Here is a 14,482-nt window from a genome sequence, read left to right on the forward strand (position 1 = left end):
CGGCAGATCATGTGTATTCGCAATTCGCCGTTGACGAGTTCCCGCGGCCATGGCCGACTGGGACAATGACCGATCAGACTTCCTTCGGCACCGCCCGCGGCCTGTTGTCCGCGCACGGAGCGGACCTCCTGCGCGGCGACGACGGTGCGGTGATCACATCTGTGGAGACCTATGCCCTCGCCGTGCCCCTGAAGCGGCCCATCGCCGACTCCACCGCCGCCATGGCGCACTGGACGGTGCCCGTGGTCGAGATCCGCACCGCCGACGGCCGTGTCGGCACGGGTGTCTCCGGCGTGCACTGCGCTCCCGAACTCCTCTCCGACGTGATCCTTTCGTATTATGCCGACGCCCTCCTGGACACCTCGTCGGAGGACATCCTGGGCACCTGGAAGCGGCTGTACTGGCTGCCCACGCACTGGATGGGCCGGGCGGGCGTCGTCCACATGGCGCTCGCCATGGTCGACATCGCCCTGTGGGACCTCGCCGCCCAGCGGGCCGCCATGCCCCTGTGGCGCCTCCTCGGCGGCACGCGGGAGAGCGTCGAGGCCTACAACACGGACGGCGGCTGGCTCAACCTCTCCGACGGCGAACTCGTCCGGGACCTCACCGCGCTCGTCGACCACGGCTGGTCCCGGGTGAAGATCAAGGTGGGCCGCCCCGACTGGCGGGAGGACGCCCGCCGCGTGCGCGCGGTCCGCCGGGCCCTCGGCGACGACGTGACCCTGATGTGCGACGCCAACCAGCGCTGGGACCTGTCGACGGCGAACCAGATCATGCCCGTCCTGGAGGAGGCGGCGATGGACTGGGTCGAGGAGCCGTTCCACGCCGACGACCTCCAGTCCCACGCGCGCCTCCAGGCGTCGACGCGACTGGACGTGGCGGCCGGGGAAAGCATCTACTCCTACCACCAGTTCGCCTCCTTCATGGCGGCCGACGCCATCCGGGTCGTCCAGGCCGACGTCACCCGCGTCGGCGGGGTGACCGAGTTCCTGCAGATCGCCTCCCACGCGGCTGCACGGGGACTGCGGTTCGCGCCGCACGCCGGCGACATGATGCAGGTCCACCAGCACCTCGTGGGGACGGTCCTGTCCGAGGTGCCGCCGCTGGTCGAGTTCATCCCCTGGACGCAGGAGGCCTTCGTCGAGCGCAGCGTCGTACGCGAAGGGCTCATGGAACGCCCGCAGGAGCCGGGCGCCTCGACCGCGATCGATCCGGCCGCGCGTGTCCGCTGGCAGATCCCCGGAGCGGGGTCGGCCAAGGCCCTGTGAGAACGCCCCGCGCAGCCACCGACGGAGGGAACGAGATGACCGAGCCGCCCCTGAGGCACACCGACGAACGAGTTGCCGTGGTCACCGGCGCCGGCCAGGGAATCGGGCGCGCCATAGCCGTGGCGCTCGCCGCCCGCGGCGTACGGGTCGTCGTCACCGACCGCAACACGGAGACCGGCACTGCCGTGGCCAAGGAGGTGGGCGGCGACTTCCTGCCCCTGGACGTCTCCGACCCACAGGCCGTCGCCGGGGCGGCGGACGAGGTCGTACGGCGCTTCGACCGCGTGGACGTCCTCGTCAACAACGCCGGCATCGCCCACGAGGACGCGGCCCTCGACGTGTCGGACGACGTCTGGAACAGCATCCTCGCGGTCGATCTGACCGGCACCTTCGTGGCCTGCCGCGAGTTCGGCCGGCACTTCGTGAGCCGGCGCTCCGGCTCGATCGTGAACATCTCCTCCATCGCCGCCTTCATCGGCTCCCATCCCGAGTACCACGTCGCCTACGACGTCGCGAAGGCAGGCGTGGCCCAGCTGGCGCGGTCCCTCGCGGTCGAGTGGGCGCCGTACGGGGTGCGGGTCAACGCGGTCGCGCCGGGACGGACCCGCACCCCCATCCTCGACACCGTCGGGATGGACGATCCGCAGCGGATGACGCAGTGGATCGGGCAGATCCCGATGGGGCGGCTGCTGGAGGCCGAGGAGATCGCGACGGCCGTCGCGTTCGTCGCCCTCGACGGCACCGCGATGACCGGGCAGACCCTGCTCGTCGACGGCGGCCAGATCGCCCAGTGACGACGGCACCGGCCCTCGCCCTCAGCCGAGGCCGAGGCCGAGTGTCTCGCCCTCGGCGAGCCGTATGCCGAGGAGATCGGCGCCGTACCGGACCCGGACCTCCGCGGCCCTGGACGCCCGGATGCGCGCGGCTTCCAGCCGGCCCTCCCGCCACCGGATGTCCACGGTGAGGCCGCCCCGGGCACGCAGTCCGCACACGCTTCCCCCGGGCCAGCCGGACGGCAGTGCGGGCAGCAGTTCGACCTCGCGGCCGTCGGACTGCAGGAGCATCTCGGCGACTCCCGCCGTGCCGCCGGCGTTGCCGTCGAAGGAGTAGATGTTCTGCGCCGCGCCCGCCACCCCGCCCGCGGAGAACGTCATCAGGTTCGCCTCGCTGGCGTCCGTGACGAGGCTGGTGAGGTGCTTGAGGGCCGCGTCGCCGTCGAGGAGACGGGCGAAGCAGACCGTGAAGTTGGCCTCGACCCACTCGGTCTGCTCCCAGCCCGGTGCCTGCTGCCTGCGCTCGATGGTGACCTCGGCGGCGCGGGCGAGCTCCGGTGTGCCGCGCGGGGTGATCTGCCGCTCCGGGAACAGGGCGGCGAGGTGGGAGGTGTGCCGGTGGCTCGGCTCCGCCTCCTCGTGGTCGTGCAGCCACTCCTGCAGCTGCCCGTGCCGCCCGATCCGGAACGGCGGCAGCCGGCGGCGCGCGGCGGCGATCCTGGTCCGCAGCCCGGCGTCGACACCCAGCAACTCGGCACTCTCCGCGCAGACACGCAGCACCGCCTCCATGAACACCCGGTCCGCGGTGGCGCCCATGGACACCGAACACCGGCTGCCGTCGGGCGCGAGGTACCAGTTCTCCGGCGACTCCGACGGCCCGGTGACGAGCAGGCCGTGCTCCGGCTCCTCGACCGCGTAGGCGAGGAGGAACTCGGCGGCCCCGCGCAGGACCGGGTACGCGCGCTCCCGGAGGAACGTCTCGTCACGGCCGTACTCGAAGTGCTCCCACAACTGGAGGGCGAGCCAGGCCCCGCCGGTCACGTTCATGCCCCAGCCGATGCCGGCACCCGGCGCCGTGTACCCCCACGCGTTGGTCACCGTGTGCGCGACCCAGCCCGGCGCTCCGTACATCTGCCCGGCGGTGGTCCGGCCACGGTCCGCCAGCAGCTCCAGGAGGCCGAACAGCGGTTCCTGGCACTCGGCGAGGTTGGCCGGTTCGGCGGCCCAGTAGTTCTGCTGGGTGTTCATGTCGAGGTGGAAGTCGTTGGTCCAGGACGCGCTGCTGGCCAGGCCGTCGTTCCACACCCCCTGCAACGCCAGGGGCAGGGGGGAGTCGCGGCGGGAGCCGGCCACGGTCAGGTAGCGGCCGTACTGGAAGTACAGCGCCAGAAGGGCGTCGTCGCTCTTCCCGGAGGCGAGCCGGTCGCGGCGGGCGTCGGTGGGCAGGGACTCGATGTCGGGCGGTGCCGATCCGAGGTCCAGGGAGACCCGTCGCATCAGCGCCCGGAGGTCCGCGACGTGTGCCGCCCGGACGGCTTCGTATCCGGCCTCCAGCGCGGCGGCCAGCAGTGACTCCGCCCGCGCCCGCGGGTCCGCCCCCGCCCAGTCGGTACCGACGGCGATGTAGACGACCGCGCTGTCCGCGCCTTCCAGGCGGAGCGCGTCGCCTGCGCGGTGCACGGTGCCGCCGTCGGTCTCGAGGCGGACGTGGATCTCCAGGGCGACTCCGTGCTGCCCGTCGCTGTGCAGGCTCTCGTAGGCGTGGCCGCTGAAGACGACGGAGCAGTCCGTGGTGGTCGTGGTCCCGGGGAGTGCTCCGTCCTGGACGGACAGCGTGAAGGCGAGCGAGCCGGGGCGGTCCGTGGTGAGGCGCAGCGCGATGACGCCGTGCGGGTTCGTGGCGAACGCCTCGCGGGTGACGCGGACGCCGTCCTGCTCGTAGGCGACCGTTGCGAGACCCGTGTCCAGGTCGAGGGCCCGCCGGTAGCCCCGGGCCGACGGCCCGTCGGGGAACGCGAGCTGGACCTCGGGCAGGGGCAGGTTCGTCCCGAAAGACTCCGGCCTGCCCGGCAGATGCTCCGCCGCGAGCCGCTGGGCCTCGGCGTGTTCCCCGGCGAAGAGGAGTGCGCGGATGCGGGGCACCTGCGCCGGGGCGCTCGGACTCAGGTCGGTCGCCGACGGGCAGCCCGACCATGCGGTGGACTCGGAGAGCTGGATCCGTTCACGGTCGGTGCCGCCGTGGACCATGCCGCCCAGACGGCCATTGCCGAGGGGCAGCGCTTCGAGCCAGCGGGTGGCGGGACGGTCGTACCAGAGCGTTCCGGGCGGGCGGCGGACATCGTGGAAGTCCTGGGCGGAGAGAGCTTTCAGCATGGGGCGCGCTTTCGGGACGGAGTGACGGACGGAGGACGAGGACGGCCCGCGGCGGTGTGGTGGCCGTGGTGGCCGCGGTGGTGCGGGGGCTGCGCTGGTGTGGAGGCCGGTGGTGTGCAGGCCGGTCGGTGGTGCGGAGGCCGGTGGTGCGGAGGTCGCGCAGGTGTTCGCGGGTACTCGCGGGCGCTCGCGGGCGCTCGCGGTGCGGACGGGCTACTTGGCGGGGGCGAAGATGCGCTGCGCGGCGACGGCGGCGCCCCCGCGGGCCCATTCCTCGAACGGCAGGGGCCTGACGACGAGATCGCACTCGGCAGCGGCGCCGAAGGCACGGGCCGCGAACGTCGTACGGATCTGCTCCTCGTAGAGGTCGTAGGTGGCCACGCCCTCGCCTGAGATGATGATGCGTTCGGGCCCGATGAGATTGGCCACGGAAGCCAGCGCCAGACCCAGGGCGTGACCGGCCCGGGCGAAGACGGCGCGGACATCGGTGTTGCCGGCATGGGCCAGGCGGACCGCCCTGCCCATCGTCAGCACCGGATCACCCGTCGCCCGGCGGGCCTGCTCGGTGATGGCCTGGGCGGAGGCGACGGCCTCGACGCACCCGGTGTTCCCGCAGGTGCACACCCGCTCGGTACCGCCCACGGGAAGGTGGCCCACTTCCCCCGAGACACCGTGGGCCCCGGAGACGACCCGGCCGCCGATGGAGATCCCGCAGCCGATGCCCGCGCCCACGGTGACCAGAGCGAAGGACGACAGCCCGACCCCGACGCCGAACCACTGTTCCGCGACGGTCAGGGCACGTACGTCGTTCTCGATCACGGCCGGTATGCCCGTGGCCGTCTGGACGAGCCGGGCCAGGGGGACCCGCCGCCAGTTCAGGAAGGGGGAGTACTGGACGGTGCCCGTGTGGCCGTCGACGTCCCCGGAGATCGTGACGCCGATGCCGTGCAGGGCACCGGCTGCACCGGGCGGCGCCTGCGCGCGAAGCCGGTCGGCGAGCCGGGCGACGGCCAGCACGACCGTACCCACGTCCCGGGAGGCGAGATGGGCGCGGGCGGTGGCGAGGGTCCGTGCCGTCAGGTCGGTCAGCACACCGATGAGTTCGTCACCGGTGACCTTCACGCCCACGAAGCAGGCACGGTCGGCCCGCACCGCGATCAGCGTGGCCGGCCGGCCGGCGGTGCGCTCGGCCGGGCGGCCCAGCTCGGTGATCCAGCCGTCGGTCAGCAGGGGAGTGGCGACCTTGGTGATGGCGCCGGGTGACAGACCGGTGCGGCGCCCGATCTCGGCGCGGGTGAGCGGGCCGTGCGCGAGCAGGGTCTGGAACAGCAGAGCGGCCGCGGGTGGCTGATCGGCGAGCGTCATGCGGCGACCATACATTTCCATTGAAAAATAAGAAAGGAGAAGTGCGTCGGCCCTCGCTGCACCGTTTTCGGCGCTCATCACGCGAATCTCGCTTCATTCTTTCCGCGAATGTCGATGATTCGGGCCGCGCAATATGTTGACGCTGGAAGAAAAGCCTGACTACATTCGCGGCACCTCGCGACAGGTGGATGGGACGTCCACCGGCGCAGGTGGCGGCCGGTCTCCTCCTCGACCGGCCGCGTGATTCATCGCGGGCTGCGCTCCCGAACGGGCGTCGGCTTACGGCCACTTGGGCGGCGCCTGACGCCCACTCGACAAATCCCCTGCGGCTGACCGCGCATGGGCACTTCCGGGCCCTTCCGAGGACCTCGCCGTGCCTTTCGCGCCGAGACGGAGTAATCACATGGCTCGTCCAGCAGGACCCGGGGCATCCGTGCGCCGCGGACTCCCTACCGGCGGTTCGCGCCTGCGTCGCCCGCCCGTTCCCCCCGCCACCGCGTACATCCCCGTCGGGCGCCTCACCGTCGGCGGCACCACCCTCTGACCCGGTTGCCCGTACCGCTCATGCCGCACATGCCGCTCATGCCGCCGGCGTCGCCTGTAGCGCCTGTATCGCCCGTTTCGATCGTCTCGCTCGTATCGCACGAAGGAGGGTGCTGTGGTGGTCACATCACAGGGCAGCCACGCAACGCCGCTGAAACCGCGGTCCGGTGAACCGGGCGCGGTGGCCACCACGGCCGGCTCGCCGGTCGGGAAGCGGACCCCACCGAGGAAGGGGCGGCGGCCCCGCACCAACCGGTCGGCGGCGGTACGCCGCCGGGACCTGCCGGTCGCCCTGCTGCTCATCCTGCCCGTCGTGGTCGGCTTCGCGACCTTCTACGCCTATCCGACCCTGCGCGGCATCTACCTGAGCTTCACCGACTTCCACGTCCTGAGTCCGCCGCAGTGGGTGGGACTGGCCAACTTCCGGGGGCTGACCGGGGACGACGTCTTCTGGCACTCGCTGCTCGTCACCGTCTACTTCGTCCTGCTGTCCGTGGTCTTCGGCACCTTGATCTCCCTGGTGACGGCGGTGGTGCTGGACCGGGTCACCAAGTCGTCGGTCCTGCGCGGGGTGATCCTGCTGCCGTTCCTGATCTCCAACGTCATCGCCGCACTGGTGTGGCAGTGGATGCTGGATCCGACCCTCGGCGTCGTCAACATCGCCCTCAAGAACCTGACCGGACACACCATCCTGTTCTTCGGCAGCGGGGGATGGGCGATCCCCTCCCTCGCCGCGATCAGTGTGTGGAAGTGGATGGGCTACTACGCCCTGCTGATCTTCGCCGGCCTGCAGACCATCCCGCCGACCATCTACGAGGCCGGCCGCGTCGACGGCGCGAGCGAGGTGCAGATGTTCCGCCGGCTGACCGTGCCCCTGCTGCGGCCGATCCTCGTCATGGTGGTCGTCCTGACGGTGATCAACTCCTTCCAGGTGTTCGACATCGTGCAGGTCACCACCGAGGGCGGCCCTGCCAACGCCTCGAACGTGCTGCAGATGTACATCTACCGAAAGGCCTTCCGGCAGTTCGACTTCGGCTACGCCGCCACCATGTCGCTCGCCCTGTTCGCCCTGCTCATCACGGTCACCTTCACCCAGCTGCGGCTCGCCCGCGCCAACGAATCCGACCTGAACTGAAGGAGACCGCATGGCAGTCACCATCGCACCCGGCTCCGCGGCCACCACAAACCGCCCGATCCGGAAGGACCCGCGCAGGCTCTCACCCGGCAGAGCCGTCGCCTGGACCTACCTCGGCGTCATCGTCGTCGTCACGCTCTTCCCGTTCTACTGGATTCTGCGCACCGCACTGTCGAACAACTACAAGCTGGCGACCAACCCGTCCTCGCCGCTGCCGGTGGGCTTCACCTGGGGTGCCTTCGAGCGTGTCCTGGGCCTCGCCTCCACCGCGCAGGCCCAGGCCCAGGGCGGCTCGGGCGCCACCCTCGACATCGCGCTCTACCTGCGCAACTCGCTGTTCTACGCGTCGGTGCAGACCGCGCTGGTCGTGCTGGTCTCCGCGGCCGCCGCCTACGCGTTCTCCCGGTTGCACTGGCGCGGCCGCGACCTGGTGTTCAACATCCTGATCAGTGCCCTGATGGTCCCCAGCGTGTTCACGCTGCTGCCCAACTTCGTCCTGGTGAAGGACCTGGGACTCACCGACACCTTCGCCGGTCTCATCCTGCCCGGCGGCCTCTTCCAGGCGTTCACGCTCTTCTTCCTGCGGCAGTTCATGCTCGGCCTGAGCACCGAGGTCGAGGAGGCCGCCGTCATCGACGGCGCCGGCCCGCTGCGGATCTTCTTCCGGATCATCCTGCCGATGTCGTCCGCCCCGATCGCCACCGTGTCGCTGCTGATGTTCGTCAACGCCTGGAACGACTACTTCTGGCCGCTGCTGATCACCAACAGTCAGGACGTGCAGCCGCTGACCCTCGCGCTCGGCGTCTTCAAGCAGTCCTCGCCGCAGGCCGCTCCTGACTGGGCGGGCCTGATGGCCGCCGCCCTCATCGCGGCACTCCCGATGCTGCTGCTCTTCGTCGCCTTCGGCAAACGCATCGTCAACTCCATCGGCTTCTCCGGCCTCAAGTGACCAGTGAAAGAAGGAACCATGAGAGTTCGCAAGGCTGTGGCCCTGGGAGCCGCGCTCTCCCTGGCGGCCCTCCTCTCCGCCTGCTCCTCCGACTCGGGCAACGGCTCCGGCTCCGGAACCCTGAACTGGTGGACGTGGGACGACAAGCAGGCGGCCGCCTACCAGGTCTGTGCCAAGGACTTCGAGAAGGCCAACCCGGGCGTCACGGTGAAGATCACCCAGTACAACGTCACGGACTACTTCACCAAGCTCACCGCAGGCTTCGTCGCCGGCAAGGCCCCCGACGCCTTCCAGAACAGCGTCCAGTTCTTCCCGCAGTACGCCGACCAGCACCAACTGCTCCCGCTGGACGACTACATCAAGAAGGACGGCTTCGACCTGTCCCGCTTCTCCGTCGGCGTCGACTCCTGGAAGTACACCGACGGCAAGCAGTACGGCCTGCCCCTGGACTGGGCGGCCACCGGCCTCTACTACAACGTCGACATGCTCAAGAAGGCCGGCTACACCACCAAGGACGTCGAGAACCTGAACTGGAACCCCGACAACGGCGGCACGATCGGCAAGATGATCGCCCATCTGACCCTCGACGCCAACGGCCGACGCGGTGACCAGCCGGGATTCGACAAGGCACACATCAAGACCTACGGCTTCGGTCAGCTGGCCGCCAAGGACTTCCTGGGCCAGTCCACCTGGAGTTCCTTCGTCTCCACCACGGGCTGGCGGCTCGGCAACAAGGCCAACTGGCCGACCGAGCTGAACTACGACGACCCGCGCCTGGTGAAGACCATGGACTGGATCCGCACCCTGGTCGCGAAGGGATACGCACCCAGGATCGGTACGTTCACCAACACCGTCTCCGACGTCGACCTGCTCTCCTCGGGCAAGATCGCGATGGAGACGGGCGGGTCGTGGTCCGCGTCCACCTTCGCGAAGATCCCCAACATCAAGGTCGGCATCGGTCCCACGGTCCTCGGCCCTGACGGCAAGACCCGTGCCGTCTTCAGCAACTCCAACGGGAACACCATCTGGGCCGGCACGAAGAACCCGGACCTGGCCTGGAAGTGGGTCTCCTACATGGGCTCCGAGGCCTGCCAGTCGAAGGCGTCGGCGACCGGCACCTTCTTCCCGTCCATCCCCGCCTCGATGGACGCCTCCGCCAAGGCGCTCGAGGCGCAGGGCGTCGACCTGTCGGTCTTCACCGACATGCTCAAGAACAAGCAGCTCTACCCCTCCCCGGACTTCAACAACGGCGCGGAGCTGCAGGACGCGATAGAGCCCATGATCGAGGCCTACTTCGGCGGACAGAAGGACGACAGCGTCTTCGCGGAGATGCAGGCCGAGACGAAGACCATCCTGAACAAGAAGTGACCGCCGTCCCTGCGGCGCACCGCGACCGGGACGCGGCCCGTACGGCGCGTCCTACCGCCCTCCCCAAAGAGAGACCGGAGCGGCGGCCGGCGCCAGGGACCGCCGTCGACGCGCCGGTCGATGCGCCGGTCGATGTGCCGGATCCCGCCCGTCCTTCGCCGGAGAGATCACCGGAATCGGGTGAGGACCGCTCACCTCTCCTGCGCCGAACCTGAGCACACGGCACCGCAGATGCGGCCGCACCCCGACTCAGGACGGAAGGAGACCGTGATGACCGGGCACGACCCGCGGCGGGGCCTGCACGAGGTCGGCGGCAGCGGTGGCGCGGCACATGCGCCGACGCGGCAGCGGTGCCATCGTGCACGTGTGCGGCCCCCCGGCGGCCGAACCGACCGCCGAGACGGCCGCCTACAGCCTGGCCGCCCACAGCCTGGGCGGTGGCCTCCGCGTGAACGCGGTGGCGCCCCACCTCCTAGACACGACCAGGAACCGGGCGGCCTTCCCTCCCGGCAGGCGCCGGTCCACGCCGTGCAGCCGGAGGCCGTCGCGAACGTCATCGCCCTTCTCGTCGGCGATCTCGCACCCCACATCAGCGGCGCGGTCCTGCCTGCCTACGGCACCTGGCCCGGCCAAGCTGAACGACCCCGTACGTCATCCACACCCCCACGTCATCGACCGACCGGAGCACAGACCACCATGTCAACCACGAACCGTCGCTCGTTCCTTGCCCGCGGTGCGGCGCTGGCAGCCGTGCCCACGGCCGCCGTCCTGGCCGACGGAGCACTCGCCGGCCAGGCGTCCGCCGCCACGCTGCCCGACTACGCACCGATCCCGCCGTCCGCACTCGGTCCCGCCGTCAACGCACAGGGTTACTACGTCGGCCGGGTCGAGAAGAACCTGTACTGGGTCACGGACGGGACCTACCAGGCGGCGTTCCTGACGACCCGTGAGGGTGTCGTGCTGTTCGACGCGCCCCCGTCCATCGGGCACAACCTGCAGCGTGCCGTCGACGAGATCGCCGCCGCCAACGGCGTCTCCAACAAGGTCACCCACCTGGTCTACTCCCACCACCACGCCGACCACCTCGGCGCGTCGTCACTGTTCGGCCGGCACGTGACGCGGATCGGCCACACCGAGGCCAAGAAACTCCTGGCCCGCGACAACGACCCGGCCCGGCCGGTTCCCGACATCACCTTCGACGAGCGCCATACGCTGCACGTCGGCGGTGAGCGCATCGAACTGGCCTGGCACGGCACCAACCACACCCCCGACAACGTCTACATCCACCTGCCCCGCCACAACACCCTCATGCTCGTCGACGTCCTCCTGCCCGGCTGGGTCCCCTTCGACAGCTTCAATCTCAACGAGGATGTGCCCGGCTCCATCGCGGCCCCCGCCAAGGCCATGAGCTACCCGTGGAAGCACTTCATCGGCGGCCACATAGGCAGGCTGGGCACCCGTCAGGACATGGTCGTGTACCAGCAGTACGTGGACGACATCGTCGAAAACGTGAAGAAGGCCCTCGTGACGGTCGACCCCACGCCGTACTTCGCGAAGTACGGCGACAACGTGTGGGCGGCGGTCAAGGAATACCAGGCCGCCCAGGTCGCGTACGCCTCCGACCCGGTCATCAGGAAGTACACGGGCGTCCTCGCCGCCGCCGACGTCTACACGGCCAGTACGACGTTCGTCATCCTCGAGTCACTCCGCCTCGACCTCGGAGTGGAATCGCAGGTCCACGCCTGATCACCGGTCCCGCCGGCGCGCCCAGGATCGCGTCGAGGTGGCTCGTTGTTCGTCACTCCTGGAACATCTCCGTTCGGCAAGGGGCGGTTGGGGCGCACACTCCGACAGAGGACGTCGACGCCGAGGGCTTCGACCCTCAGGTACGGCCGTTCGCCAGCAGCCGCAGCTCGCGGCCGCGCTGTACGGCCGAGGACCGGTCCCCGGCGCCGAGCTTGGCGTAGATCCGCCGTATGTGGGTGTTGACGGTGTTGGGCGAGACCGAGAGTTCCGCGGCGATCTCAGGACGGGTGAGGTTGGTCGGCAGGTAGCGCAGGACGCGCAGTTCGCTCGGACTGAGCTCCTCGGCCGGTCCCGCGGCCGGCCGGCCCGCGGGCGCCGGGGCATTGCCGCGCGCGGCGTCGAGGATGTCGGCGACCAGCGCGGCGTGCGATGTCGTCTGCGGCAGGGTTTCGAGCAGTGCCCATGCGCCGGTCACGGCGAACGGGAGGATCAACCGGTCCGGCTCGGCGAGATGCAGAGCGTGTTCGACGGCTTCCCCGGCCGCGCGGTCGTCGCCCAGGGCCCGGCAGGCGAGAGCGTCCAGGAGCCGGGCCTCGACCGGGGTGAGGAGGGAGTGTGCGGGGGCGTCGCCGTCGAGGACCGGCCGAAGTTCGCGGCGGGCACCGGCGGGGTCCTGTTCGGCGAGGCGGATCACCGCGGCCGCGGTGCGGATCTCACCGAGCGCGGTGTCCTGCCCGTCGAGTCCGGCGAGGGTACTCCAAGCCAGGTCGGCCATGCCGAGGCGGGCCTGGGTGGCTGCCGTCCAGGTGCTCACCCGGGCCGGCAGGCCGTGCCGGCCCACCATGCGTGCCTGGACCTCCTCGGCGGCGGCCAGTTCGGCCAGTGCCTCGCGGTGCCGTCCGCGCGCCGCCGCAAGCATCGCGGAGACCAGCCGTACCAGTATCCGGACGCCGGGTTCGCCTTCGGACCGGGTGACGAGCCGGGCGCGCTCCAGCCACTGTTCGGCGTGGCCGAACTCCCCCGTGCAGACGAGCGTCCCGGCGAAGGCCGCCTGCGCGGGGGCGATGACCGCCTCGGTGTCCCAGCCGTAGCGGGCGGCGAGAGCCAGGGCTTTCTCACACTGGTGCCGGGCCCGGGCGAGGGAGTGGGCTGCCGAGGCGAACCCCAGGTGGGCGAGGCAGGCGACCTCCAGGTACGGGCGGCCGATGCCGCGGGCGAGCGCGGCGCCCTCCAACAGGTGCCGTTCGCTGTCGGCGAGCCGCAGAGACCAGGACTCACTGACTCCCAGGTTCAGCAGCACCAGGGCCCGCAGGTCGCCGGCGAGCGCGACCTCGGTGGTGGACCGGCCGGTGACCGGCGAAGGCAGCGCGTCGGCCTGCTCGTACACGGCGTCGAAGTGCCCGCGCAGCCGGGCCAGCAGCAGATCCAGGGCGGCGATCGCCATCCGCAGCCGGGCCCGGCGGTCGGCCGGTGCCGCGGCGGCGTACGACCGGGCGATGCCGAGATGGGCCAGGGCCTCGTCCAGGCGGTACTGGTGCAGGGCGGCGTTGGCATGCACCAGGGCCAGGTCCGGGGAGTCCTCGCCCACGTGGTCAGGGAAGGAGCGCAGCAGCGCCACCACGGTCGCGGCGCGCCCGTCGAGCGTGAGGCTGACGGCGTGGTCGGCGAGCAGGCGGGCCGCCTCGGTCCAGTCGCCGGCGGCCTGCAGATGCCGGACGGCGTCGACGGCCTGGGCGTGTTCGGCGAACCAGCGTGCGGCCAGGCGGTGCAGTTCCGGGACGGCCTGCGGGCAGGTGCGGCGAAGTTCCAGCCGGAGCAGGTCGGCGAACATGCGGTGGTAGCGGAACCAGGAGCGGCCGGGGTCGATTGAGACGACGAACGCGTTGGCGTCCTCCAGATCCAGCAGGATGCGCTCCGACCCGGCCGCGCCGGTGAGCAGGTCGGCCAGTTCCCCGTTGACCCGGTCCAGCAGGGAGGTGAGCAGCAACAGGCGCTGCACGTGGGGCGGTTGCCGCTCCAGCATCTCGGCGATCAGGTACTCGGCGACCGTACGGTGGCTGCCGGAGAACTCGGCGACGAACTGTTCGGGATCCGGGTGCCCGGTCAGCGAGAGCACCGCGAGCCGCAGCCCGGCGGCCCAGCCCTCCGTGCGCCGGTGCAGCATGCCGGCGACGCGGTCGGGCAACGCGACCCCGGAGGTAGCGAGCAGCTCCCGGGTCTCGGCCTCGGTGAAGCGCAGCTGCGCGGCGCGGACCTCGGCCAGTTCCCCGGCCAGCCGCAGCTTGTGCAGGCGCAGCGGCGGGTCGTGACGGGTCGCCAGGAGCACGTGCACGTCCGCAGGAAGACCCGCCAGCAGGGCCGCGAGCTGCTCGACGGCCTCCGCGGAGCCGAGTTCGTGCAGGTCGTCGATGACGAGGAAGAAACCGCCGTCGGACCCCGTGATCTCGGACAGGACCTTCTCCATCATGGCACCGGCGTTGAAACCGGGCATCGCCGCAGGCGGCTCCCCAGCATCACCGGCGCCGGCCGCGGCGCGGACCGCCGCCAGCAGAGCGAGCCAGAACAACTGCGGATCCCGCTGGCCGGGCCGTACCGACAGGAACGCGATGCGACGGTGCGCAACCGGCCGCTCGGCCCACGCGCGCAGCAGCGACGTCTTTCCGCTGCCTGCAGGCGCGGATATCAACGTCACCCGCTTGTCGGCCGCGTGCTCCAACGCGGCGACCAGGTCGCGCCGCTCGATGAGACCGAGGCGCTTCCGGCCCGGCACGTCAGCTGCCCCCACTACGGCCGACCGGTCGGGCCCCGCACCCTGTCTCCCTGGCACGCGGCCAGCCTAACCGACGGCAACCACCGCATCCCGGCGAGCACAAGCACCGCATCCAGGCGATCACCAGCCACTTCCACGATGCCGACGACAACTACCCGGGGAACCGGGGCCGCCCGACCCAGGAAGCCGGCG

9 protein-coding genes are annotated in these 14,482 nt (G+C 70.7%); 6 read left to right on the top strand and 3 right to left on the bottom strand.

Annotated features, from left to right (window positions below):
- Positions 1 to 65 precede the first annotated feature (65 nt).
- On the top strand, positions 66 to 1,268 hold the full coding sequence (locus ACFY0K_RS05285; protein ID WP_390638679.1) for a mandelate racemase/muconate lactonizing enzyme family protein: 1,203 nt from the start codon (positions 66 to 68) through the stop codon (positions 1,266 to 1,268).
- Positions 1,269 to 1,303: 35 nt separating this feature from the next.
- On the top strand, positions 1,304 to 2,062 hold the full coding sequence (locus tag ACFY0K_RS05290) for an SDR family NAD(P)-dependent oxidoreductase (RefSeq protein WP_390638680.1): 759 nt from the start codon (positions 1,304 to 1,306) through the stop codon (positions 2,060 to 2,062).
- A 21-nt stretch (positions 2,063 to 2,083) separates the two neighbouring features.
- Here the strand turns inward: ACFY0K_RS05290 and ACFY0K_RS05295 are convergent, their stop codons facing one another.
- Both ACFY0K_RS05295 and ACFY0K_RS05300 read right to left on the bottom strand, forming a co-directional pair.
- Positions 2,084 to 4,414 (bottom strand): glycoside hydrolase N-terminal domain-containing protein, encoded by a 2,331-nt coding sequence (locus ACFY0K_RS05295; protein ID WP_390638681.1) that lies wholly within the window; start codon positions 4,412 to 4,414, stop codon positions 2,084 to 2,086.
- A gap of 213 nt (positions 4,415 to 4,627) precedes the next feature.
- Entirely contained in the window at positions 4,628 to 5,779 is a 1,152-nt protein-coding gene (locus ACFY0K_RS05300; protein ID WP_390638682.1) for an ROK family protein, read from the bottom strand.
- Positions 5,780 to 6,437: 658 nt separating this feature from the next.
- On the opposite strand from ACFY0K_RS05300, the gene ACFY0K_RS05305 reads away from it, so the two are divergent.
- The 4 genes from ACFY0K_RS05305 (at position 6,438) to ACFY0K_RS05320 (ending at position 11,520) form a co-directional block, all read left to right on the top strand.
- The gene (locus tag ACFY0K_RS05305) at positions 6,438 to 7,457 is read left to right on the top strand and encodes a carbohydrate ABC transporter permease (RefSeq protein WP_390638683.1); all 1,020 of its coding nucleotides are present in this window, start codon (positions 6,438 to 6,440) and stop codon (positions 7,455 to 7,457) included.
- Positions 7,458 to 7,467: 10 nt separating this feature from the next.
- The gene (locus ACFY0K_RS05310) at positions 7,468 to 8,406 is read left to right on the top strand and encodes a carbohydrate ABC transporter permease (RefSeq protein WP_390638684.1); all 939 of its coding nucleotides are present in this window, start codon (positions 7,468 to 7,470) and stop codon (positions 8,404 to 8,406) included.
- A gap of 18 nt (positions 8,407 to 8,424) precedes the next feature.
- On the top strand, positions 8,425 to 9,774 hold the full coding sequence (locus ACFY0K_RS05315; RefSeq protein WP_390638685.1) for an ABC transporter substrate-binding protein: 1,350 nt from the start codon (positions 8,425 to 8,427) through the stop codon (positions 9,772 to 9,774).
- Positions 9,775 to 10,470: 696 nt separating this feature from the next.
- Positions 10,471 to 11,520 (top strand): MBL fold metallo-hydrolase, encoded by a 1,050-nt coding sequence (locus tag ACFY0K_RS05320; RefSeq protein WP_351960747.1) that lies wholly within the window; start codon positions 10,471 to 10,473, stop codon positions 11,518 to 11,520.
- A gap of 136 nt (positions 11,521 to 11,656) precedes the next feature.
- On the opposite strand, the gene ACFY0K_RS05325 is transcribed toward ACFY0K_RS05320, so the two are convergent.
- Entirely contained in the window at positions 11,657 to 14,347 is a 2,691-nt protein-coding gene (locus ACFY0K_RS05325) for a LuxR C-terminal-related transcriptional regulator (protein WP_390638686.1), read from the bottom strand.
- Positions 14,348 to 14,482: the final 135 nt, after the last annotated feature.

Source organism: Streptomyces sp. NPDC001507, assembly GCF_042894765.1.
Lineage (GTDB): Bacteria > Actinomycetota > Actinomycetes > Streptomycetales > Streptomycetaceae > Streptomyces.

Excerpts from the sequence above, each read along its gene's own strand:
- ACFY0K_RS05300 (WP_390638682.1), bottom strand. The coding sequence starts at position 5,779 with ATGACGCTCGCCGATCAGCCACCCGCGGCCGCTCTGCTGTTCCAGACC.
- ACFY0K_RS05290 (WP_390638680.1), top strand. The coding sequence starts at position 1,304 with ATGACCGAGCCGCCCCTGAGGCACACCGACGAACGAGTTGCCGTGGTC.
- ACFY0K_RS05295 (WP_390638681.1), bottom strand. The coding sequence starts at position 4,414 with ATGCTGAAAGCTCTCTCCGCCCAGGACTTCCACGATGTCCGCCGCCCG.
- ACFY0K_RS05285 (WP_390638679.1), top strand. The coding sequence starts at position 66 with ATGACCGATCAGACTTCCTTCGGCACCGCCCGCGGCCTGTTGTCCGCG.
- ACFY0K_RS05320 (WP_351960747.1), top strand. The coding sequence starts at position 10,471 with ATGTCAACCACGAACCGTCGCTCGTTCCTTGCCCGCGGTGCGGCGCTG.
- ACFY0K_RS05315 (WP_390638685.1), top strand. The coding sequence starts at position 8,425 with ATGAGAGTTCGCAAGGCTGTGGCCCTGGGAGCCGCGCTCTCCCTGGCG.
- ACFY0K_RS05310 (WP_390638684.1), top strand. The coding sequence starts at position 7,468 with ATGGCAGTCACCATCGCACCCGGCTCCGCGGCCACCACAAACCGCCCG.